19 protein-coding genes and 3 pseudogenes are annotated in these 22,312 nt (G+C 53.7%); 7 read left to right on the forward strand and 15 right to left on the reverse strand.

Annotation, left to right across the window (positions count from 1 at the left end; all coding sequences use genetic code 11):
- The coding region (locus IAE34_RS16705; protein ID WP_200140071.1) for a helix-turn-helix domain-containing protein at window positions 1-236 on the reverse strand (236 nt) is incomplete at its 3' end.
- 75 nt (window positions 237-311) lie between these two features.
- Here IAE34_RS16705 and IAE34_RS24380 point away from each other — a divergent pair.
- From IAE34_RS24380 to IAE34_RS16720, 4 genes and pseudogenes are all read left to right on the forward strand, one after another.
- A pseudogene (locus IAE34_RS24380) lies at window positions 312-535 on the forward strand (IS5/IS1182 family transposase); the annotation flags it as partial.
- 184 nt (window positions 536-719) lie between these two features.
- A complete protein-coding gene (locus IAE34_RS16710) occupies window positions 720-4,022 on the forward strand; it encodes a hypothetical protein (RefSeq protein ID WP_200140072.1) in 3,303 nt (1,100 codons plus the stop codon).
- Window positions 3,997-4,440: a response regulator gene (locus IAE34_RS16715; RefSeq protein WP_200140073.1), complete on the forward strand. Its 444-nt coding sequence runs from the start codon at window positions 3,997-3,999 to the stop codon at window positions 4,438-4,440. Before IAE34_RS16710 ends, IAE34_RS16715 begins: the two co-directional genes overlap by 26 nt.
- Window positions 4,437-5,621, forward strand: coding sequence for an alpha/beta fold hydrolase (locus IAE34_RS16720; RefSeq protein WP_200140074.1), 1,185 nt, complete (start codon window positions 4,437-4,439; stop codon window positions 5,619-5,621). Before IAE34_RS16715 ends, IAE34_RS16720 begins: the two co-directional genes overlap by 4 nt.
- A gap of 246 nt (window positions 5,622-5,867) precedes the next feature.
- Here IAE34_RS16720 and IAE34_RS16730 read toward each other — a convergent pair.
- From IAE34_RS16730 to IAE34_RS16740, 3 genes and pseudogenes are all read right to left on the reverse strand, one after another.
- Window positions 5,868-6,548 (reverse strand): annotated as a pseudogene (locus IAE34_RS16730) (DDE-type integrase/transposase/recombinase); the annotation flags it as partial.
- A 377-nt stretch (window positions 6,549-6,925) separates the two neighbouring features.
- Entirely contained in the window at window positions 6,926-9,391 is a 2,466-nt protein-coding gene (locus IAE34_RS16735; protein WP_200140077.1) for a DEAD/DEAH box helicase, read from the reverse strand.
- Between the two features lies 1 nt (window position 9,392).
- Window positions 9,393-10,193 (reverse strand): hypothetical protein, encoded by an 801-nt coding sequence (locus tag IAE34_RS16740; protein WP_200140078.1) that lies wholly within the window; start codon window positions 10,191-10,193, stop codon window positions 9,393-9,395.
- Window positions 10,194-10,682: 489 nt separating this feature from the next.
- Here IAE34_RS16740 and IAE34_RS16745 point away from each other — a divergent pair, with 489 nt between their 5' ends.
- On the forward strand, window positions 10,683-11,000 hold the full coding sequence (locus IAE34_RS16745; RefSeq protein WP_442793204.1) for a GrlR family regulatory protein: 318 nt from the start codon (window positions 10,683-10,685) through the stop codon (window positions 10,998-11,000).
- Between the two features lie 332 nt (window positions 11,001-11,332).
- Here IAE34_RS16745 and IAE34_RS16750 read toward each other — a convergent pair whose 3' ends face one another.
- The 5 genes and pseudogenes from IAE34_RS16750 to IAE34_RS16770 all read right to left on the reverse strand — a co-directional run bounded on the left by IAE34_RS16750 (window position 11,333) and on the right by IAE34_RS16770 (window position 14,532).
- A complete protein-coding gene (locus IAE34_RS16750; RefSeq protein WP_233631200.1) occupies window positions 11,333-11,728 on the reverse strand; it encodes a hypothetical protein in 396 nt (131 codons plus the stop codon).
- A 56-nt stretch (window positions 11,729-11,784) separates the two neighbouring features.
- Window positions 11,785-12,874, reverse strand: a pseudogene (locus tag IAE34_RS16755) (IS3 family transposase).
- 56 nt (window positions 12,875-12,930) lie between these two features.
- The gene (locus IAE34_RS16760; protein WP_233631201.1) at window positions 12,931-13,317 is read right to left on the reverse strand and encodes a DUF3800 domain-containing protein; all 387 of its coding nucleotides are present in this window, start codon (window positions 13,315-13,317) and stop codon (window positions 12,931-12,933) included.
- A 26-nt stretch (window positions 13,318-13,343) separates the two neighbouring features.
- Complete coding sequence (locus IAE34_RS16765) at window positions 13,344-13,712, reverse strand: hypothetical protein (protein WP_200140081.1); 369 nt, start codon at window positions 13,710-13,712, stop codon at window positions 13,344-13,346.
- Between the two features lie 337 nt (window positions 13,713-14,049).
- On the reverse strand, window positions 14,050-14,532 hold the full coding sequence (locus tag IAE34_RS16770) for a GNAT family N-acetyltransferase (RefSeq protein ID WP_200140082.1): 483 nt from the start codon (window positions 14,530-14,532) through the stop codon (window positions 14,050-14,052).
- A gap of 379 nt (window positions 14,533-14,911) precedes the next feature.
- Between IAE34_RS16770 and IAE34_RS16775 the strand changes: the two genes are divergently transcribed.
- Both IAE34_RS16775 and IAE34_RS16780 read left to right on the forward strand, forming a co-directional pair.
- Window positions 14,912-15,406, forward strand: coding sequence for a hypothetical protein (locus IAE34_RS16775; RefSeq protein ID WP_200140083.1), 495 nt, complete (start codon window positions 14,912-14,914; stop codon window positions 15,404-15,406).
- 61 nt (window positions 15,407-15,467) lie between these two features.
- Entirely contained in the window at window positions 15,468-16,313 is an 846-nt protein-coding gene (locus IAE34_RS16780) for a hypothetical protein (protein WP_200140084.1), read from the forward strand.
- A 20-nt stretch (window positions 16,314-16,333) separates the two neighbouring features.
- Here IAE34_RS16780 and IAE34_RS16785 read toward each other — a convergent pair whose 3' ends face one another.
- The 6 genes from IAE34_RS16785 to IAE34_RS16810 are packed head-to-tail and all read right to left on the reverse strand — an operon-like array spanning window position 16,334 to window position 22,069.
- Window positions 16,334-16,753 (reverse strand): VOC family protein, encoded by a 420-nt coding sequence (locus IAE34_RS16785; protein WP_200140085.1) that lies wholly within the window; start codon window positions 16,751-16,753, stop codon window positions 16,334-16,336.
- 15 nt (window positions 16,754-16,768) lie between these two features.
- Window positions 16,769-17,881 (reverse strand): bifunctional diaminohydroxyphosphoribosylaminopyrimidine deaminase/5-amino-6-(5-phosphoribosylamino)uracil reductase RibD, encoded by a 1,113-nt coding sequence (gene ribD, locus IAE34_RS16790; RefSeq protein ID WP_200140086.1) that lies wholly within the window; start codon window positions 17,879-17,881, stop codon window positions 16,769-16,771.
- A gap of 57 nt (window positions 17,882-17,938) precedes the next feature.
- The gene (locus IAE34_RS16795; RefSeq protein ID WP_200140087.1) at window positions 17,939-19,624 is read right to left on the reverse strand and encodes a WD40 repeat domain-containing protein; all 1,686 of its coding nucleotides are present in this window, start codon (window positions 19,622-19,624) and stop codon (window positions 17,939-17,941) included.
- Between the two features lie 12 nt (window positions 19,625-19,636).
- On the reverse strand, window positions 19,637-20,248 hold the full coding sequence (locus IAE34_RS16800; RefSeq protein ID WP_200140088.1) for a GTP cyclohydrolase II: 612 nt from the start codon (window positions 20,246-20,248) through the stop codon (window positions 19,637-19,639).
- 42 nt (window positions 20,249-20,290) lie between these two features.
- Window positions 20,291-21,298, reverse strand: a complete 1,008-nt coding sequence (locus tag IAE34_RS16805; RefSeq protein ID WP_200140089.1) for a formylglycine-generating enzyme family protein — start codon at window positions 21,296-21,298, stop codon at window positions 20,291-20,293.
- 30 nt (window positions 21,299-21,328) lie between these two features.
- The gene (locus IAE34_RS16810; protein ID WP_200140090.1) at window positions 21,329-22,069 is read right to left on the reverse strand and encodes a class I SAM-dependent methyltransferase; all 741 of its coding nucleotides are present in this window, start codon (window positions 22,067-22,069) and stop codon (window positions 21,329-21,331) included.
- Window positions 22,070-22,312: the final 243 nt, after the last annotated feature.

Here is a 22,312-nt window from a genome sequence, read left to right on the forward strand (position 1 = left end):
TTTAAACCATCGAGTCGCAGCCGACTGAATCGCACTCGCCAACGCGAGACCTCGTGCACGCCAATGCCGAGCCTGTGGGCGATCGACGTACCTGACTCTCCATCTGCGCACGCCAAGATGATTTCGGCGCGAATGCGGGATTCAGCAGGGCCTTTACGCTGTCGGGAGCGACGAAGCAATTCGGGGTTTTCTTCGTCGCTCAGTTCAATCGGGGCAGCAGGTCGGCCGGTTTTCATATCGTTGCTCCAGAGCATTTCTGATGCTGAAAGCCTAGACCAAAATATGAGTATTACTTGCGAAACACCACACTAGCCAGTGACATTGGCTACGCCCAACACTGGTGGACGAACTCAGCATTCCATTGAGCCAACGCGGTCTCTCGCGTAAACGCTGCAAATGGTTGCTTGCCGACAAGAGCTATGACGCAGTTGCGCTTAGCCTCAACTGCGAGCAACGTCGAATGCAGCGTGTCATTCCGCTGCGCTCAATGAACCGCAAGCCCAAGCCCGATCTGCCTCGTCTGTTTGATCAGCCATAGGCCGTCAGTCTTCGCGAGAGGAGCGACTTTTTACGGTATCTGGGCATTTCTATCGGATTTGGCTTCTTACCTTCGTAGCTATGGTGAATGTGTAGACTTTTCAAAAAAAAAGATATCATAATGCCATGATCCGGGAGCGTTAAGCCCTCCCTCCGCGATAGCCCGAATTTAGAGTTCCACGATGAGTAAGAGAAAAAAAACAAGCCTTAAAAAAAATGATGGGCCAAGGTCTATTACGGAAATGTTTAAGCGTGCTTACGGAGAGAGTGAGCGTGACGTAGTCAAGAGAACGCTTCGTATGGTTCGTGCTCTTGATAAAAAAAGAAACTGGGGTAAGTTGATGGAAATATCAGCTAATCCCTTTTTGCCTAAAATGCTTGTTCCGATATATTCCTGTGATACACCCTATAAGATATATGGCGTACAGGGCTGGATTTCGGAGGAAGGTTACACATACTGGCTGATTGGATTGCTTAAAGCTAATCATAGACGTATTAAGAACTTTAATTGTTGCAGACTTCAGTTTAATAAGTCGCTGTTGAGAGGAGATACAGATGCAGCGATCGCTTCGCTTGATGAAATAGATAGAATTAGTTTTAGTTGGTGGAGCATTGAAAGTCGAGTAAATCTTGAGAAAGAGCTCATAGGTAATGATACCAAGGAGCAAATCAATGAGTTGCTCAAGAAATTCAGTAGAGACGGTGTTGATTCGCGTATAATTGACCTTCTGGTTTTGTCTGAAAGTACATCTGTTCAGTTTTTTATAGATTCTATTAAAAGTAAGCTGAAAGAATATCGCGGATCCGATCTAAAGCATGCGATCTCTATCGGTGCGTGTTTGTCGACTTTGAGTTTGCCACTATCCGAAGATCCGGAGCGCCGTCTAATTTTTGAAGATTTGATGGCGTATAGAAACGAGTCTCTGCTTGATCAGTATGTTCTGTTAAAGGCGGTTGTCTCTGATATTGTCTCGCAGTCAAGGCCGCTAAACTCAGGGGTAACGAGCTTGCTGAAAGAGCTAGCTTTGCTTATTGATGATGCTGAGTTGTACAACCTTCTGTGGAATGAGAATGATGAAAATGTCAGCGATTTCGTTCAGTCAGTAGTATCTGACTATACTTACGGGCACTACAATAGAGTGGTAAGTGCGATTGACGAAAAGCTGCAGAGTGATGCCACCCAAGTGTTCGGGTTGATAGAGGTTTATGCTCGGGCCTCAATTTATTGTGGTGCCATGAATTGTGGTGGGACCTTTTTCAATAAGCTAGCCATGGAGTTTAAAGAGGTTTTGCTTGTTTCATCCGACAGTCGCGTTAGAATCGAATATCTTAAGAAGATTGTCGTGAAGTTCTCAAGCGAAATGTGGGCTAAATCCTTGATGTTCCACTTGCTGTCAATTATTGATGAGCAAACAAGTACTGACGCGGTAGAGCTGGCAAGGGCTCAAACAAAATGTTTAGGAGCCCTTAATACGCCCAAAGCCAAATGGAAAGATTTTTCACTGAGGCCAGTTAAAAATGGTGAGGTGGGAGGTATTCCAACGCAGCGGCTCGTTAGGTACACGCCGGGGTTGGTGGGCCCTGTTTCCGATAGAGAAATATTTCCGATTTTGTCAGATTATCTTAAGTTTCAGGCCAAGAACCACCTAGAACATGGTGAAGTAATCGAAGCAGTCAGGTTTTCAGTGTCCGAATATTATTCGAACCGAATGTCGGTTATCCACTTGCCTATACGAAGGCTAGTTGAGGCTGTTCTCAAAATCCAAAATCGTAATATAGAGTGCTGGGTTCTGATGCTCATAATGCTCGATATTTATGGTAGAGAAATAGGTGGTGCATACGACGAGGTAAAGGTTGAGCTGTTTGAAGAGTTCTTATTGGCTCATCATACTCATCGACCATCAGAGTTGTTTGGCGAAAACGACATAAGTGATAACGAGTTTTATTTTCTTCGATATATATGCTTGCCGGCCATGCTTGATAATTTGATTGACTATGAAAGTCATGATGAGGTCATTCATGAGCGGGTGGTTATACTGGATCGACTTATTGCTTTGCGTTCTGATGACGACTTAAGTAAAGAAAAGGATAAAGTAGTCGAGACAATTTTTGCGGATAAGCTAAGAGCGAAGATCGAGTCAGGTAAGCTTTTCGTAGACGTTCAAGCGTTAGAGTCCCACAAAAGCCATGTGTATCAGGCGCTGTTTGAACAGGCTAAGAGCGTCAAGGGATCCTCTATCGGATTACTAGACGGTGGCAGTGCATCTGATGGTAATAGTGCTCTCGACTATTATGAGCTGTCTACGGGGGCAGTTGCTTCAGATAAAAGAACAGGTGTGTTGCATAAAATATTTTTGCAAGCGGTAAATGATTTCGCACTTAATGATAATTATGGGCTCGATAAGTACCTCAGTGCTGAGGTTAGACATACGGTATTTGTTACGCAGTTGAGGTCGTGCTTTGAGCGCTCGAAACTAGTAACAGTACAAAAAGATGAGGGTTATGAATCAAATGTTTACTGGCATGGAGTTTATAACTACGTAAATCCAAGCATCTTGGATGAAATTGATGGTTATCTTCGAAAGTTTTCAGAGGTAGTTGATTTAATATTGAAATCCGTTAATAACCAGTTCAGGGTTGCAGTTAGCTCAAAGCATGATGGGTATATCTTTGACTTTAAGAGTTATTCAGTTCGCCTTGTTCAGGTCTCTGATATAATTAGCGAGAGTGATAAGTTTGAACAGTTCTTCAGGGGATTGATAGATTTGATGTGGCATATTGCTGCCGAGGGGGCGCAGGATGCTCAAAATTTAGTTGGTGGCCGTATGAAGTTTCAGATCGAGATAGCTATCAGGCAATTAGAAAGCGACATCATAAAGGCGAAAGGAGACGTCGCAATGCTTGATTTGATGCAGGAGATAAAAAATGCCACATCAAGTTTTAATAAAGAAGTCGAAGTAGTGCTTAACTGGTTCAGATTCGTAGGTGCAAACGATCTGGACAGCGTTGAGAAACTGGGAGTAGTTGTAGAGGCTTCCATTGCTTCTTTTAACTCAATCTATGGCCATAAAAATAAAGAAATTTCGTATAATCAAGTAAGAAGTGACTTGGTTCTGACGTACAGGGAGTCTAGGGCTCTTTTTATTAGTCTTTTTACGCTTTTGGAGAACGCATTCAGATATGGGGCTGAAGAAGAGGTTGTGCTTTTAAGGCATAATAGCGATGATCTAATGGATTATATATCGGTAAGCAATAAATATGATCGCTGCATGTTAGGTGATCCTGCTGAGTTTGTTCGCATTCAAAAGAGCAAGTGGTATGATGCCAGCCTTAAGCTTAGTCGAGAGGAAGGCGGGAGCGGCTTATTTAAAGTCAACAATTTTTTGACTAACTCTTCTAGAGGCTTTGCTTTTGATATAACGGTTGAAAAAGAATTTAAAGCGACCATAGGGATGCGTCATGAAGATTTTAATAATAGAAGATAATATATTTAAGCGTGAAAAAATTATTAATTTTTTAGACGAGCATTTTGATTTTGAAGTTGAGGCGGCGGCCTCTTATAATTCGGGATTGAGCCTTGCTATGAAAGGAGGATATGAATTTATTGTCCTGGATATGAGTATGCCCACTTTTGATCGAAGTGATACAGCTCAAGGTGGCCGTTTCAGGACTGTTGCTGGAAAGGAGATTGCTCTAAAGCTCAAACGGTTGAACAAACTGGTGCCTTTTGTTGTGGTTACAGGATACTCAGATTTTAGCGTGGACTCCAAAAGTTTGAGTATTGAACAAATTGATGATCTTCTTTCGGCGGTTGGCGATATGTATAAAGGGTACGTAAAGTTTGATTCGTCGAACTCGGTGTGGAAAGATCAACTGCTTGAGGTGGTAGTGAAGCTAAAATGATTAAAATTTTGATTGTGGATGACTCGGAGGAGCGGGCTTCGATCGTCAAGAAAGCGTTGAGTGAATCTCCGCATTCGTCCCTCATGACTTTGGACTGGTGCACTTCAGCTGACCAGGCTCGGGGAAAACTCCGTGAGTATTATGATCTGTTGATTTTAGATGTGTTAATACCTAAGAAACTGGGTGGTGTACCTCAGGCATTACATAGCATTCGGCTGCTATCTGAAATTTGTTCAGTAGACGAAAAATACGTCCGCCCAGGGCTGATAATCGGCCTTACGGCCGACGTAGCTGAGTTAAGTGTTTACAAAGAAGAATTTCTCAGTAGTGCCTCGGTTGTACTTGATGGCAGCCTGAGTAAGCGAGATTGGCTAGATAGCCTGCTCAAGCAGGTGGATGCTCTGGTAGGTGCTCGTATTAAACTTTCAAAAAGAGAAGAGGGAAAACTTCTAGTTACAATTCATGGGATTAGAACGTATGGGCACTGGCAGTCTGGCCTGCAACAGCGGGTTAACGAATACTCCAGTGACTTCAAAGGTCGTGACGTAAAGTATGGCTATTTCGATATATTTTCTTTCTGCGTTCCAATTCTGCGAAAAAGAAAAATCAGAAATATATCAAGTGACGTTGTGCGAATTTTAGATCAAGCCGGCGATAAAGATGTATACATTGTTGCGCATAGTTTTGGTACTTTAGTAGTAGCTTCTGCTTTAAAAGACGCCTCACTGAAGAAGAAGATTAAGCGCATAATTTTGTGCGGTAGTCCATTGCGGTCTGACACGGATATTGATTCTCTCCTCCAATGCAGTGAGTCGGTAGTTAACGACTGTGGAGTCAGAGATGGTATTTTGGTCCTAGCTAAAATGCTAGTTCTTGGTTTGGGAGACTCAGGGCGCACGGGTTTTTATCGCGTACAAGACGAATTTTTTATTAATCGTTTTTTCAAAGGTGGGCACTCAATGTATTTTAACTCATATGAGAATGAGCCTTTTTTCGAAAAATTCTGGCTTCCAATGATCGTAAGTGATGCCGCGCCACAGCAATATGATTGCCGGAAAAACTATATTGGTGAAGATCTTTTGGATATAGTTGTTAAGGCTTTTGATAAGATTAAGCCGTATGCCTACGTAACCGGTGCGGGTTTTGCGATTTTCAAGTCATTCACTACGTTTTTTGTGTAAGTCAAGCGACTTTAACATGTGGAGGATGTCTTGGTAGCCAGCTCACGTTGAGTAGAGAGGGATATTTGAGACCTGGGTCGTTGAATGGAGATCGGAGATACCGCAGAGAAGGAGTATCGCAAGCGGTACCGATAGTGAGCGCACTCGCAGTGCCATGCTGCGATGCGCACAGCACAACCTTGTTTATGCAGCAGACGGGCTCGGGTGGAGCGCTTGTGATCAATTGCATTACGTTTATGCCAATGCTTAGGTGTACGGTCCCGGAATGAGATAGTGCGGATTGATAGTGAATCGCTCTGGATTTTTCGTTCAGGCCTCACAGATCACTTTGAAGGGAGTGCGCCATCTCAAGGCCTTGAGGTGCCTGGCGAAGTTGTAAGCCATTACGAAGGTCAGCATGTGCGCTTTTAGGGCACCGAAGTCGGGATAGTGGAAGGCTTTGATCGTGGCGTCTTTGATCGTCCGGTTCATGCGCTAGACCTGGCCGTTGGTCCACTGATGGTAGGCCTTGGTCAGACGATGTTTGATGCCGTGCTCGTGGCAGACGCGATTAAAAATGTGCCCACCAAACCTGTTCGTCGCGCCGTTGCGATACCGTGGCTGCTCGGTGAAGGCCACGCCGTTGTCAGTCAGGATGGTGTGGATCTTGTATGGAAACGCCTGCACAACCTGACGTAGAAACTCTGCGCCGTTGCACTTGGTGGCGGACTCGAAGAACGCGACGTGGGTGAACTTCGTTACGCGATCAATCGCCACGAACATGTGCTGCTTGCCGCTCTCAAGGCATAATTCCGAGCTATCGATGTGCAGATAGCCCATCTCTGTCTTGTCGAATTTACCGCGTTTGACTGCGGCTGCGCTCTTGGGTGCTTGGCTGATCCCATGACGCACCAGGCAGCGATGGAAGGCGCTGCGGGTCAGTTGGGGAAAGTAATCAAGAATGGTTATGAGGCGTATGCTGAATATTCTGAGCCACGTATGGGCGCTCTGCCGGCTTTTATCAACTGTGTGGGGTTCATGCGTGACCACCGCGATGCGGTCTAAGCGCCCGCCCAGTGATGTGATGTAAAAAGGCCGCCCGAGCGTAAAGCAGAGGAGGCCTTTCTTTTACCGTCACAGTGATGAAAATCGCCCCGGGCTGGAATGCGCAGTGAATTTCCTGTCCCCGTAGCATGCGCATGGCTTTGAGCCTAAGCGCAAACCGCCCCTCATCTTTTCACGCGAGAGGACAGGTCATCGACACTTCGTAAACTGCCTAGTATCTCATTTTGAACAACCTACTAGCAAATGAGCAAGACCGCTGTTTAAACGGGCTTGAGGTTCATTTTTGCCTCAAAGATCAGCAGATCGCTCTCATTATTCTCGACCATCTTGTTGACCAAACGTGGACTCACTTCGATCTCCCCGCTGAGTGACTTACGTATCGTTTCTGGGTATTTTTCCAGCATCAGATCCGCCAGGCCATGGCTGTAGCCATCCCGAATCAGCTTGATTTTGTTGTCATCCGCAGTGCCGTATTTGATGAGTTTGTAGAACCCAGGATCGAGTGCGCCCACGCCATTCAGCACTTCTACGAATCTGAAGATCTTGTTGTCGAAGAAATCGTCCTCGTCTTTGAGGCGGACAATTGCCAGGTTGATCCGCTCGGCATCATCCTTCTTGGAGATCCTGACCCAGCTTTCATGCTTGCTCTCAAGGTAGGTCGTGTCCCCCCAGCGGCCCACGAAGACGAAGTCATTGCCGTTGTTTTCCACCAGTTTCTTCCAATACCTCAGCGTCAAACGAATGGTCTGCTTCACGCTGTACTTGTTCAGCTTCCAGTCCAGCAGCATGGCGTAGAAATTACGTGCAGCTTTTTCCTTCAAACGAAGGAGGTCGCTGTACTCCCGACTCTCATCGAAGTGGTCAATAAAGGATCTCGCGATCGCAAGCATCAGCCGCTCAACTGTGTTGATCTGCCCCTTGGCCTCAATGCCTCGCTGGATCTTTGCATCGATGGCCGCTTCCTCCGAGAACACGTCAATTTCACTGACGCTGTTCGCAATGAGTAGTTTACCCACCGTTGTCTGAACGTACCTGCAGTCGTGATCACGCACCACGCCAGGGTGCAGGTTTTCCAGACGGGCAACTGCATCGTCGTACAGCTCAGACACCTTACCCTCAACGATGTTGGTGGCCTCAAGCAGGACGTTACTGACAGTGTCCTTGTCTTTCTTGGAGACGTTGACAGCCTTCTGGTAGTAGGAATTCAGATCCGCACGCTTGCTGGTGTAGCCATCCACGCCCAAGAGATAAATGCTGGATTCCAGCTTCTTCAGCGCAGCCTTTGCACCAGGCGCAAACACCTCACTGAAACGGTTGACTCGTCCCACCAGGTTCTTGAACTGGGAAGACGTCAGGTAGCTTCGCCCCTTGGTAAAGTCGAAGACGAACAGCCGCTCAATCGGCAAGTTTACCCCTTCAAGAAGGGTCGAATTGCAGACAAGGAACTTCATTTTCTTGGAGCTGCTGAAGAGGTTTTCCAGGTAAAGGCGAATGGTGTCAGGAATTGAACCGTGGTGGTACATAACCCCCTTACGCAGGCAATCGATCAGCTTGTAGCGCCGGTCAAAGATCTCCTCTAACTCCTCGCACGCTGTCTGAATAAGTGGGCACTTCACAGGCGGCAGTACTGCGGCCAGCTCGACCGCGAATGACTCAATGCTTTTCTTCTTATTCCCGTAGACGATATTTTTGGACAGTGCCTCACCCTTGATGAGCTCGAAGCAGTTGGCATACCTGCGATCAAGCTCCATCGAATCATTGAGGAAATGATCGTAGAGCGTGAGCTTGGACTCACCCCTCCCTGCTCTGAAATCCCGGATGTAAAAACGCTCAGACTTGATGTACTCGTCGATTTTGAATCCGGTGGGGGTCATGTCCAAGAATCGCACCTTGATACTGAGTTCATCGCACAGGAACGGGGTTAGGAATTTGAAGGACGTATTGGCATTGCGAGCGCCGAGGATGCAGAGCATAGCCGCGAGCAACTCGCTCCTGCGGTCGCCCTGGAGCAGGTTATGCGCCTCGTCCACAAAGACCATGTCGAACGTCAAACCGGCGTTCTCATTGAGAAGCCTATTGAGTCGCTCCTGGGTCAGCACAAAGGCTCTATTGTTCCGCTCAACTGAATACATTTCAGGGTGAGTAACCACCTTTCCCAGGCCTTCGATGTCTGCGTAGATCAAACGCTTCTTGGTCTGCGCCAAGAGTGCTTTCGACGGCACAAGGATCAGTACCCGCTTGTCCGGGTTGTCCCTCACTGACTGAATGATGAGCTCGGACTTCCCGTAGGAAGTCGGCGCGACCACAACGGAGGATTTCCGGTATTCCGATTGAATAAACGTACGCAAAGCATCCTGCTGTTCAGTCAGCACAATGCCCTGGTCGCGGAAGGTGTCGACGTAGCTGCTCACGATGTTTCGGATGAATGATTCGCTGCGTGGATCATCTTGGGAGAATTGGCTGCTGATCACTGCCGAGACAGGGTGCAAGCCGCTGTTGAGCGCGACGTCATACAGTGCCTGATACTGTCCAGTCGCGTTGCCGTAAAACAGGATGATGCGGTAACCCAGACGCCGGATCTCGGGCCTCGTGTGATTCAAGAATACCACGGCTATGGCCAGAAGCTTGACGATCTCCGAATCTGCCAGCTTATCACCCTTGAGGAATTGGAAATACAAGCTTTTGAATTTCGTATTGGCCAGCTTCCTGATAGTCAACTCTTCCATGTCAGTGCCCCGCTTCCGTCTTCAAAAACGCTTCCAACTTTTCCATGGTTCCCTTATGCATGGAGAGCACCCACACCGTCTTGAACACCGAATCCTTTACCAGCTCATTGGTGAAAGTGGACACCGTCTTCTCGGCAATGGGCTCTGATACATCGCTGAACAGCGCTGCAACGAGGAACACATTGTTGTCCGAGGCGGTAGCGTCGTCCCCTTCAGCCAAGTCGCCTTCCAGCTCCAGAAGCTCGATGACAGCGTCTCGGTATTTGGCCTTGTTATGGATGGCATTTCGGGCAGCGTTGATCGCATTCAGCCAGTGATTGAGCTCAGGCTCCGCCAAGCGCTTCTTGAGGTCGTCCCTCGCAAGGCGCAACAGCGCACTGGTGGCGGTACATGAGGTCTTGCCGCTCCCTCTGCCGCCCGACTTCACCTCGGTGATCCAGACGCTGTTATTCGACGCCTCATAGAGCAGAAGATCGAACCCTTTACGGATGCTCTTTTCTTCCATGTTGAAGAACGGAGAAACGACGTCGAAATCCGGGAAAAGCTTCAGGATTATGATATGGCTGAGGAGCTCGCCCAGCATACCAATCCTGGTTTCCCAAGGTTTTGTGGAGTAGCGCTCTTTCCAGAAATGCTTGATCGTCGCCGGGTATCTGTATATCGCCCTGTCTTTGCTGGCTTGTTCAGCACCATGGCAGATCCTTGAGAGGTTCTCCCTCAGCGCCTGCTTGAGCTCATCAGAAAAATTTTCGACACAGCACAGGGCATACTGGTCGACTTGGTTGAAGCTGACGCCATCCATAACACTTCCCACAAGAGCCACACCGCAGAATCCTCATGCGGATGCTAAGCACGATCAATGATCCCGCCCCGATTAAGGGAGGGCACCAGCTGGGCAGCGGTGCGCACATGTGTGGGGCATTCGGGAATGCCCAATAGCGGCACTGTGCCAGCAAAGTAGAAAATTAGCCTGATCGTGGGGAGTGGTAAACAACGCCGATGAAAATTGTTAGTTAATTCGTCGAAAGTAGCGTTATTACTGGATAAATATACAGAAACTCATGAAAATTATGCTATTGACCGGCTCAGGGCCTTTCGCTAATCAGTTGAGCCATTCCCGATGGGAGATGCGGGGAGAATCGACCAACCAGCGCATGACACAAGGCTATGGCCATGGTACCGGGTACCACCTTTTGTTACAGAATGGCCTTGTGACATCAATCATCACCTTCTACCGTCATTTACTTGTCTATCGATTGGAGCACGGCAGATGTCTCAAGGCGTTTTCACTGTGAAATTCGATTCCAACATCCCGGACTTCGGCGATGGCCTGGTGTTCATCAAGGACGGCAGCGTGAACGGGTGTGACCCACATTTCCTGTACCAGGGTGTCATCCCGCGTGAATCAGGGCCATTCAAGTCGCAGATCACGGTGCAGCAATGGCGTGCTGGGAACACCCACGTGTTCGGCGGCACGGGCTCGTACATTCTGGAAGCTAACGGCACCATCGACTATGAGCGTGGCGAGTTCATTCTTTACGGCCACAAGCAGGATGAACCCGGCTTGAAGCTCACCGCCAAGGGTACGCGCCTGGCCGACGTCGCGTGATCTATTGGGCGCGGCAAGCACTTCCCAGTGCCGCGCCCATCTTGAACCGGAACAGAGCCCTACTCCCCCAGTGACGCATACGACTGATCAGCGTCGTACCGCAAATCTTCCCATGCCCCTCGCGAGGCTCCGTTCGAGGGTCGAAACACTTGGCTCAATCTTGTGGCGACAGGATCGACCAGGGCAGCAGCCCGAGGTCGTAGAGGGACAACCACCTGCTGCCCCAAGCTCGACCATACAACCTCAAAGATGACGGTTGGAAAGTAGTCTTACCCAAAACCAACAGCCTCCGTCACAGCGATCGAACGACCACACCGTATTCAGATAACTCGCTAACTAGTTTGTTGCGCCCCAGCATTTTTGATCTTGAGTATGGCTATGTGAGCGTAAAACAGGCCCAGCGGAATAACTAATAATCCGACACCAAAAGTAACTCTCACAGCAACAACCTTCGCCGGAACAGCTGCGAGCGCTGCAATAACACCTTTGATCATACTAGACCTGGCGACGAGCCGCATGTGATCCAAATCATATTCAACCTTGCCTGCCCCGGTCTCAGATGCAACGAGAACAATTGAATTTATAGAAAGGTGCTTATAGCACCAAGTGCGCGAAGCATCAGTCACAATCGCACCATATCTCTTCAAATAGCTCAGCACAACTATTTGCTTGAAATGAAAAGTTACCCTACCGATACTCACAGCGGACATTACTGTAAAGTGAATCAAGATCACCACCACCTTGCAGGTGATAACTTTTTAAAGTATCAATTACCCCTGGTTTCCTAGACACTCGCCAAGCTCAAAAAATAGCGTTTCTCATACTCTAATGGAGACAGCTGCATAACACTGCTGTGTCGGCATTTAGGATTATAGAAAATATCGATGTAATCGAATATATCACTCCGGGCTTCGTCACGTGTCGCGTAGATTTTTCGTCAAATCCGCTCCTGCTTCAAAAGCTGGAAGAAATTCTCGGCTACGGCGTTGTCATGACAGATTCCCCGCCGGCTCATGTTGCTGATCACACTGTTGGCCTTCAGGAAACTTTGGCAATCTGGGCTACTGAACTGACTGCCTTGGCCTGAATGAATCATTACTTGATGCTGTGGCTCGCGGCGCCACACGGCCATCAGCATGGCGTCGATGGCCAAGTCGCTGCACATCTTGGGCTTCATTGACCAACCAAACACTTGGCGAGAAAATAAGTCCAGCAGTACCACCAAGTACAGCCATCCTTCATAGGTGCGGATGTAGGTGATATCGGTCACCCAGACCATATTCGGCTCGCTGACCTTGGACTGCCGGGCAAGGTGGTTCGGCGAGGCGGCAGTTGGTTTTCCGCCATAAAATCCGGGACGCCGCCGATAGGCCGCCTGGGTACGCAGTGCCTCTACCTGCATCAAGCGCCCGACTCGATTTCTACCGCAGGTCTCGCCTAGCTCACGCAGGTCATCGTGAATCTTGCGATAGCCGTATACTCCTCCGCTTTCCAACCAGGCATGCTTGATCAAGCCAAGCAGGCGCTGATCTTCTTTGGCTCGGGCACATTGAGCCTTGGCCAGCCAAGCGTAATAGCCGCTGGGATGCACCTTGAGGGTTTGGCAGAGGTGGCGCACACGCGGCGGCCTTCTTTAAGATGTCTCGCTCTCGCGTCACCCGCTTGAGTTCAGCGCGTAGCTTGCGCAGTTCGGCCTGCTGGTCATCGTCTTGCTGACGCTGCTCTTGGGGCTCGCTGTAGACCTTAATCCAGACGAAAAGGCTGTGCACGGACATCCCTAGGCGCTGGGCAACATCGGCAACAGGTTTGCCCTTCTCGATCACTTGCTTGACCGCTTCTATCTTGAAGAGTCCGGGGTAACGCCGACGACTCATCGCACCTCCTATCTGGGCCTCATTATGAGGCTTGGAGATGTCTGCGAAACTAGGGGCTATTCAGTCACCTGCAGATTGCGGCAGTTCCTGAAGAGCCGGCTATAGAGCAATCCATTGATGTGCTTTACGAACGAGGTCTTGAATTGCAGCCCTCCATCCTTGTAGATGCGCTCCTTTTCCACGACCACGAAATAGAGCTTGATCGGAAGTTTCGCCAAGTCGTTTAGAATGCGAGCACGTCGGTCAGCATCCTTCGAACGCACTTTACTAGACTTAATTTCACCTGTCTGAAAGTGCTGCCGACGGAGTTCCTCGGCACGCTGGTAAGCGTCCTGCAGATCTTTCTCTGCCACAAGGATGGAGCAAACCACGAAGAAGCCAGAGCTCCCAGTCTTGGATGTGTCTAGGTCAGAATTACCCGACTCATCAACATAGGCATACATTCTGTCCAATCAGGAGTTCTCCCTCATCAGTAGGTGGCTGTACTGCTACCTGGTGCGGGGCCTTCACTGAAGGTGTAATTGATTACCACATCATCGCGGATCAGGACATCCAAGGTCTTCTGCGTGCCTGTGGTGGTGACCTTCATGGTCACCACATAGCTCTGAGCATGGGCAGAGCCGTTTGTGTACGTGTACACCCATTTCTCATCGGTCTCGCTCACGGCGCTTTTCGTGTAAGGCTCTCCAAAAAGCGCTTTTAGCTCAGTCGTCGTTGTCTTCCCTTTGATGATGCTCGTTACACTTGCCGATGGGAAGTCGCGCCCTGCAGTGTAGTGGGAGGTCGCACAACCCCCGAGTACGAAGCAGATACCCACAACAGCCATGAGTCTTTTCATCTCTCTTCCTTGATCTGAAAGCGCTAAGCTTATCCCGCAAAGAGGCTAAACGCCATCATTACGAATATCGTTTGTAGTGGTCAACAATCCCCGGACATAGAATTGAGTTTTTCTTCCGTACCGCCGGTGGCTTGAGGCCGTTGTGCTGGTGCGGCCTTATCCAGTTGTACCGCTGCATGAGGTAGCAGCCTTGCAGCAGTGAACTGCGCCTGGAGTGTAAGCATTCCGAGAACACGCCTTCAAAAAATCTCCAAGCAGCACTGAGCACCATCACAAGAGGCAACTGTGCTCAGTACTGGGGTGCGAGTAATTCATGCCCCGTCACATCGGCATTTTCTCAAACGCTGCCCGCCAACTGTTCCAAGCTCTCTCCGGCCAACCGGAAACGAATCCATTCCGGTTGCGCTTTTGCACCGATTGACTCGTAAAATTCTATTGCGGGCGTATTCCAATCCAGGACGCTCCACTCCAGACGCCCACATCCTTTTTCCACGGCCAAGCTGGCGAGATGCTTCAGCAGCGCTTTACCTGCCCCCAGGCCCCTGTGCTGGTTGGAGACATACAGATCCTCCAAATACATGCATTGGCGTCCGATCCAAGTGGAATAGCTGAGAAAGTACAGTGCAAATCCCACCGGCTCATCACCGTGCATGCAAATCAAGGCTTTTGCTGGGGACGCCTCATCGCTCAGATCACGCTCGATATCAGCGACGTCGGCTTTCACCTCGTGCTCAGCTTTTTCGTATCGGGCAAGCTCGGTGATGAAGCGGAGGATCAGTGTCGAATCGCTGGCGGTCGCCGGTCGAATGTATAAACTCATAAAGATCCTTCTAGGGAATAACGTCTATCAATTAGTTTGGTGCACTGAGCTGACAAGGCATAGTGAGTTGGGTTAGCGCAGTTCGAGCGAGCGTCTACCGAAGCGAACGAGACCAGAAGCAGGCGCCCCAGACGCCCACTGCCCAGCACAGCACCACGCAGGCCAGAGCATGCCCGATCAGGAAGGCGCAGGCCACACCGTAGGCGCGACGAGCGCATCGAAGATCAGGGCCAGGGGCTTGCCCTGCCGTCATGGCAATCGTCATCCATCCAATGCGTGTCATTGCTCTGTCGGGAATCCGAACCCTCTGGCACACTTCCACCCCTCGATCTAACGGACAATGCTCGCCAGAGCAGCCCAGATTCAGGAAGAAGTTCAGATGTTGATGAAACTCGCGCCGAAAAAGCGGCGCAACCCGCGCAATTTCTATATCAGTATCGCCGCGACGATCGTGCTCGCCTGCATCGGACGCTATTTTTCCCTCTCCGCCGAGCGGGAAAAGGAGCTGCAGATGGGGAAACTCACCGACAGTCTCGCGCAGATCAACAGCACGCTACCCCGGCAGGTCGACGCCATCACCACCTTCGATTCGATTGAACTGTCCAACGCCAACACCATTTACTATCGCTACAGCGTTGATCTCGACATCAAGAATCTGCGGACTCAGCAGAAGGCGCAGATGGAAGATCGGGTGCGCGCTGGGCTGGAGCAGATGATGTGCAAGGAAAAGCCACTGCTGGAGGCGATGCGACGGTTCAAGATCCACCAGCTGCACCACTATGAAGCCGACGGGCGCCTGCTGTTCAATGTCGAGATCTATCCCGATAAGTTGGACTGCACTGGGCACAAAGACCACGCGGACGCCAGCGCTTGAGTAGCGCCCGACGAATGAAGACCTCAACACAAGCCGTGGTACAGGCGAGACTGCAACTGCAATGAACAGCTTCACATTGGAGGAAGTCAAGAAGATCGCCATCAGCTTCAATCGCGTGTTTGGCACTTCGACGATCGTCTCCGGCCCCAAGACGACCACCTACAAGCTGTCACTGACGGCTTTTGCGCTCACTCTGATATTGATGCTTGTCGCCATTCTGACGCCTGCGGCGTCGTCTGCTTTCGTGCTCGCTTCGAATTTCACGGCCGCCGCGTTCGAATGCATCGGGATCTACCTGTATGCGGGCAGATACGAGCGGCAGTACCGGGATTACATGCTCAGAAGATCAGGCGTCCTGAGCCATGAAGGGCGTTACGAGCCTAGTAAACTCAACCTTTACAAGACCCTGTGGCTGAAAAAGCACTTCAAGGTCGACCAGGCGTCTTACCTGGAAATCGTCGAGAACCTCGACAAAGTGATCAGCATCAGTAGACGCTTTCAGAATGACTCGATTTCGAAGGGCGAAAAAATCATCGATGACCTCTTCAGCATGAGGCCATATCGAAGCCTGTTCACCTTGCCATTCCTGGGCATCGCTTTGAACCTGTTGTACAAGCTCATGGAAGTCAATGAATCGCTGAAAACGCAGGTCAAGCTGCATCTGAACGATCTCCCAGGCTACGGACTTGCCGCGCTCGTGGTGATGGTCGGCCTGTCGATGCTGGTGGGATTGTTTGCCCTAGGCTGGCGGCTGCTGCGCGACCTTTACCTGGAGCGGCGCAAAGGCAAGTGTTCGAGGAACAGCTTGAATGTGTTCGTTCAGGCGCTGCTCGAACGCGCGCCCTTGCCGATCCATGAGACACGCGCTGCAGCGGTGTCCGCGCAGGCTCGCGAGCCAGTCGCCTAGGCTCGGACAGCGCCCGGTCCTCAGATCGAATCCGTGGGTTCCAGCTCCGGCCACGACACCCGCGCCACTACCACCCGATACCCATCATGATCGACGAAGCTGACGCCGTTCTCCTGCCAGTACGGGTTGAACGCCGCCACCCGCGCGAACCCGCTGTCGGCCAGGCGTTCGCACAGCGCCTGGAAATCCGCAGGGTCCGCCACGTAGAGCACCAGCAGGTCTTCTACCGAATGGTGCGGCTCGATTTCATGCCGATGGCAATGGGTGAACTCCAGGTGCCAGTCCAGCGCCGGGTCGCCGAGCATCACGCCGTCGAAACCTGCGTGGTTCTTGAATCCGCCGAGCACTTGCAGTCCCAGGCCCTGGCAGTACAGGGCCTTCGAGCGCTCCAGGTCGGATACGGGGCGGGCGATGCGTAGGTGATTGATCGCGACGGGCATGCAACCTCCTGAATCTCACGGTATGAAACACGCCGGCGCAGACTGGGTATTGCGCAGGCAGATCCTGACGTCGTCCCCCAGCGCCTGCACACCGGTCAGCTCGAAGGCCGCAGGGGCGTCGAGCGCCGTTGGGAAGGCGCCCAGCAGCAAGGGCCGCGCGTCGCTGCCCAGCAGTTTAGGCGACACATAGGTCACCAGGTCGTCGACCAGCCCTTCGCGCACCAAGGCCCCAGCCAGGGTGGCGCCGGCCTCGACCAGCACCCTGTGCAGGCCCCGCTCGCTCAACGCTTGCAGACAACTGTGCAGGGACACATGGCCGTGGCTGGGTTCGACCTGGATTGCCTGAACGCCGTCGGGGAGCTGATCGTGGCCGCCCGCGACGCGGTGCACGAGCAGCGTCGGGGCCTGCTCGTCGAACACCTGGGCGGTGTGCGGCAAGCGCAGGTCGCTGTCCAGCACCACGCGCCAGGGCGTGACGAAGGCTCGGTCCTCATCCAGGCGCACGGTCAGCGACGGATCGTCTGCCAGCACCGTGGCGCTGCCGGTGAGAATGGCGCAGTGCTCGCGGCGCAGGCGGTGCACGTCGGTGCGCGCGGCGGCGCCGGTGATCCATTTCGAGCGGCCGTCGGCCAACGCCGTGCGCCCGTCCAGGCTCATGGCCATTTTCAGGGTCACCCAGGGTCGGCCACGACGGGCACTGCTCAGAAAACCCTTGTTCAATTCCTGCGCCTCGCGGCGCATGACGCCCACGTCTACAGCGATTCCGGCCTCGCGCAAGAATGCGATGCCGCGGCCCGCCACCTTGTGGAACGGATCTTCGCAGGCCACCACCACCCGTTCGATCCCGGCCTGGAGTAGCGCCTGGTAGCACGGAGGCGTACGCCCGTGGTGCGCGCACGGTTCGAGGGTGACATAGGCGGTGGCGCCTCGGGCTGCCGCAGCGGCCCGTTTCAGCGCGTGAACTTCGGCATGGGGCTCGCCCGCCCGCTCATGCCAGCCCTCCCCCACCACATGGCCCTGGTTGACGATGACGCAGCCGACCTGGGGGTTCGGCCGGGTGGTGAAGCGGCCGCGCGCGGCCAGTTCCAGCGCGCGAGTCATGTGACGATGATCAGCGTCGGTGTGCATGGCTGTCCCTCGGCAAGTGCCCGCGTCGCCCGAGGGGCGCACGCGGGTCGGTTGGTTTCAGGCACTGACGCTGATTGGGTACAGCTGGCCGTCGTAGGAACTGGCCAGGAACGCCCCTTGCTGCGCACTCCAGGTGATGCAGGAGATGCCGCTGGTGGTGGGCTTGACGCGACGGGTCCAGCAGCGCTGCTTGAGGTCGAACAGCGCGACGGTGCCGCCATAGCTGCCGGTGGCGATCACCTGGCGATCGGCTGAGGCGGCGATGCACTTGACCGAATGCAGGTGCGGCGTCTCGTACACCTGCGACTGTTCACCCGCCCAGATCCGCAGCTTCAGGTCGCGCCCGACGCTGGCGAAGCCGCCGTGGACCGTGGCGCAGCCATTGGAGATGCGGTCGTGGGCCTGCTCGACGTGGCGAGCCAGGGAGAAGTCGCTGATGCGGTGGAAGGCCGCCGCCGCCGTGGCGCAGACGCTGAACAGGTAGTCCTCGTCGGCGGAAATGCCCTTGATCGCATTGTCGTGCATGGCCACTTCGCGGACGAACTCGGCCTGGCCCTGGGCATCGCGCCTGAAGATCAGCGCCTCTCCGGTGTAGGTGCCCACGGCTGCATGGGGCACGCCGTCACGGGTGAAACAGGTGGCGCAGTTCAGCGGCGAGCGATGCTGGTGGATCAGCCGGCCGCTGACGGCATCGTAGACCTGCCCCATCTGCCCGCCGGTGAGCACTTCCTCGCCGAACGGCAGGAGGAAGTTGCACAGGCTGCCGATCAGGGTGCTGGGCGTGCCGTCGATCAGCAGCTTGCCGGCGTCGCCGATGGCGTAGGTGTGGCCGTCATGGATCGACACCGCGTTCAGGCTGATGGCGTGGTCGATACCGTCCAGGTTCCAGGCGTCGGCGACGTGGTCCCAGATGGCGTAGGTGGAGCCGAAGGTCACGAAGGCGATGCGCCGGTCGCCCAGGAACGCGCAGCTGCGCGGCCAGATGACACTGGGCAGCGAGCTGTGCGCCAGGCGCACCAGGGTGCCGCCTTCATAGCGCCACAGCACCACGGAACGGTCGTAGCTCAGGCTGATCAGCCAGCGCTTGCGCTCGTCCCAGACCACCCGTTTGACGCCGGCAGCGTGGGCCTGGATGCTGGTCTTGCCTTGCGCGTCGATGACCGTCAGGCGGCCGTCATCGTCGCCGGCGAAAATGGTGCCGTCGCTGGCCAGAGCGATGGTGTCGGTCTCCACGCCGCCGAGGTCGATGCGCTCCACTTCAGCGCCGGTGTGCACGTTCCAGCGGCGGATGCTGCCGTCGTCGCTGCTCGACACCAGCGTGTGGCCGTCGGCGCTCCAGCTCAGGGAGATGACGTCGGCGTCATGGCCTTCGAGGATCTGCAGGCAGGTGCCGTTTTCGGCGTCGAACACGCGCAAGGTGTGGTCACGCGAGCAGGTGGCGACGCGTTCGCCGGATGGGTCGAAGGCGGCCATCTCGACGTCGTCGCGGTGCCCGACCAGCGCCGTTCTCAGGCGCATCGACGGCACGTCCCAGACCCGTGCGGTGTAGTCGCTGCTGGCCGACACCAGGCGGGTGCCGGCGGCGTTGAACGCGCATTGGTTGGCCAGGTGGTCGTGGAACACCCGGTGCACGGCCTGGCGGGTCTGCGCGTCCCAGAGGATGACCTGGTTGTCGTAGCCGGCGGTGGCGACGTACTGTTCGGCAAAACTGGCGATACCGCTGATGGGGGCAAAGTGTTTCATCTCAACGCTTCCTTATGCTGAGTAATCCAGGTCCAGATCGATCGCGTGCTGTTTCTTGGCGATTTTCGCCGTGAGGTAATGACGGTTGTGCTCGGTGAGGAACACGCCGGTGGCGATGACTTCATCCACCTGGATACCGTGCTGCCTGAGGGTGGCGACCTTGTCGGGGTTGTTGGTCATCAACCGGCAGCGCGAAATGCCGAGGCCGCGCAACATGCCGGCGGCGATGGCGAAGTCGCGTCCGTCTTCGGGCAAGTCGAGTTGGCGGTTGGCCTCGAACGTATCCAGACCGGTGTCTTGCAGGCGATAGGCCGCCAACTTGGCGTACAGGCCAATACCCCGACCTTCCTGCCGCAAATAGAGCAGCACGCCGCCTTCATCGGTCATGCGCTGCAGGGCTTCGTTCAATTGCGCGCCGCAGTCGCAGCGGTGCGAACCGAAGATGTCCCCGGTCAGGCATTCGGAATGAATGCGCACCAGCGGCGAGTGCTGTTGCACATCGCCAACGACGATGGCGATGTGTTCTTCGCTGGGGGAAAACCCTTCGAAGGACACGAAACTTCCGACATGCCCGCCACTGAGGATGGGAATTTCCACGGTGTTTTTAACTTTGTACGCTTGCATATGAGCAACCCTCTTCTGATCACACTTCATGACGCATCCTTGTCATTGCAAGTCTTCAGCGAGACGAAAACCCATTACGTAGATGTCTCTTGGAAACTTCCCATGACGCCGGGTGGTTCTTGCCAGGTCGCGAAACCGCGAGAAACTTCCGCCTCTGGCGACGCGGTGGCTGCCGACGGCCGACACCAGGTCATCTTTGATCGCCGTGCCGCCGGGATAGGCGTGGTAGTCGTCGGCGACGAATTCTTCGACGTTGCCGGCCATGTCCAGGCAGCCGAAAGGCGACGCGCCATTGGCGAACAGGCCGACCGGGGTGGTCTGGAACACGCCCAGTTCCGCCGTGTTGGCGTGATCGGGCAGGAACTCGTCACCCCAGGGGTACTGCAGGCCCTGGGGACCTGCCGCGGCGTACTCCCACTGCGCTTCGGTGGGCAGGCGGAAGCTGCGCCCGGTCCTGGCCGACAGCCATTGCGTGTAGCACTGCGCATCTTCGGCGGTGATCCCCGAGACCGGATGGTTGGCGCGCTCCAGCGGATAGCGCCCGAGAAACCAGTCGGTGGGAATGCGCGGCTCGCCCGAGTCGACCAGGAAGGTGCGGTATTCGAGATTGGTCACCGGATAACGGCCGATCCGGTACGCGGCCAGGGTCACCGGATGACGAGGCGTCTCCTTGGCGATCCAGTCCGGGTCGAGGTTCAGGTCCGCCAGGTCATGCAGTACGGCCGGCAGATGTTCGCTCGGCAAGCCGATGTGCGGGGTGGCGGCCGGCACATCGATCATGTTCGGGGTCAGCGCGTTCAACCGCGGATCGCCGACGCAGGCCAGGATCTGCCCGGCATTGAAGCGGTAGCTGAGGTCGCACTCCTTGCTCTCCAGCGAATCCACCCAGTGCGCCACACCGCCTGCGACCAGCGCGCAGAAGGTGTCCGGCGTCAGGCTCAGGGGCCTGGCCGGGGTGTAGGATCGGGGCAGACCGAGCAATTCGCGATCGCTCTGTTCAGGACAGGCTCGACGCATCCGCTCTGGAGAATGAAAGCTCATGAGTCCCATGGACCAACTCCATTTTCTCTGGGCAGCGCCTTACAGCGTGCACACCAGGCCTGTTTGCAGGCAGTTGTTCTTGAACACTTCCCAGAAACCGGGGGTGTATTTGCGTTCGTCGCTGTCGAGCAGCAACGGCTTCTGCCAGGTGAAAGAAGTGAAGCCGGCCTTCTTCAGCGCGCGCTCGTAATCGGCACGGCCCCAGCGGTAGAACGTGAAGGGGCTCGGTGGCTGGGTGACGAATTCGGCCTGATGGCGGTAGCCGGCGCCCCAGGCTTCTTCGGTGAGCACATTGACGCCATACACGTCGAAGTTGCCCAGGCCCAGTTCGAAGTCCGGCTCCACGGTGTAGGCCACCAAGGTGCCGCCGGGCTTCAAGTTCCGGGCGACGCAGGCGAACATGTTCTCCAGGTCTTCGAGGGAGGACGCATAGTTGAACAGCCAGGCGGCGACGACCATGTCGAAGTTGCCCAGTTTCTCCATCCTGGAGGCATCGCGGACATGGAACTCGAGATCGTCCCCAACGCGTGCGGACTCGTCCCTGGCGAGGGCGATCATCTTTTCCGATATATCGACACCGACCACCTTGCTGGCGCCGCGCTCGCGCAGCTGCCGACCGAAATAGCCGAAGCCGCACGCCACGTCGAGCACCGACTTGCCGCTGACATCGCCCACCATGTGCAGAATCGTCCGCACTTCCACCTCACGTTGGGCGGCCGTGTCGGTGAAACTTTCGAATCGATCTCCAATGACATTGTATTCGGCGCTTTGCACACTCATCCGACTCTCCTTAGTTCAAGAAAAAGTATTCGACAGCGTCTCGTCCTTCAGACCGATCGGCAATTCGATAAACATCATCAACGACACGAATATGGTTAGGCGGGCGTTTGGCGAAATCCAATTCTTTGTTCGCATTCAGAGTATTCACGCAGCGAATAACTCTATTAGAAAGTTACAAAAAGTGAACTTTTTCACATAACGAAAAAACGCCTCCCAGAGGGGAGGCGCTTTAATGGCACTTAA

Origin of the sequence: Pseudomonas sp. S30, assembly GCF_016518545.1 — a bacterium.
Taxonomy (GTDB): domain Bacteria; phylum Pseudomonadota; class Gammaproteobacteria; order Pseudomonadales; family Pseudomonadaceae; genus Aquipseudomonas.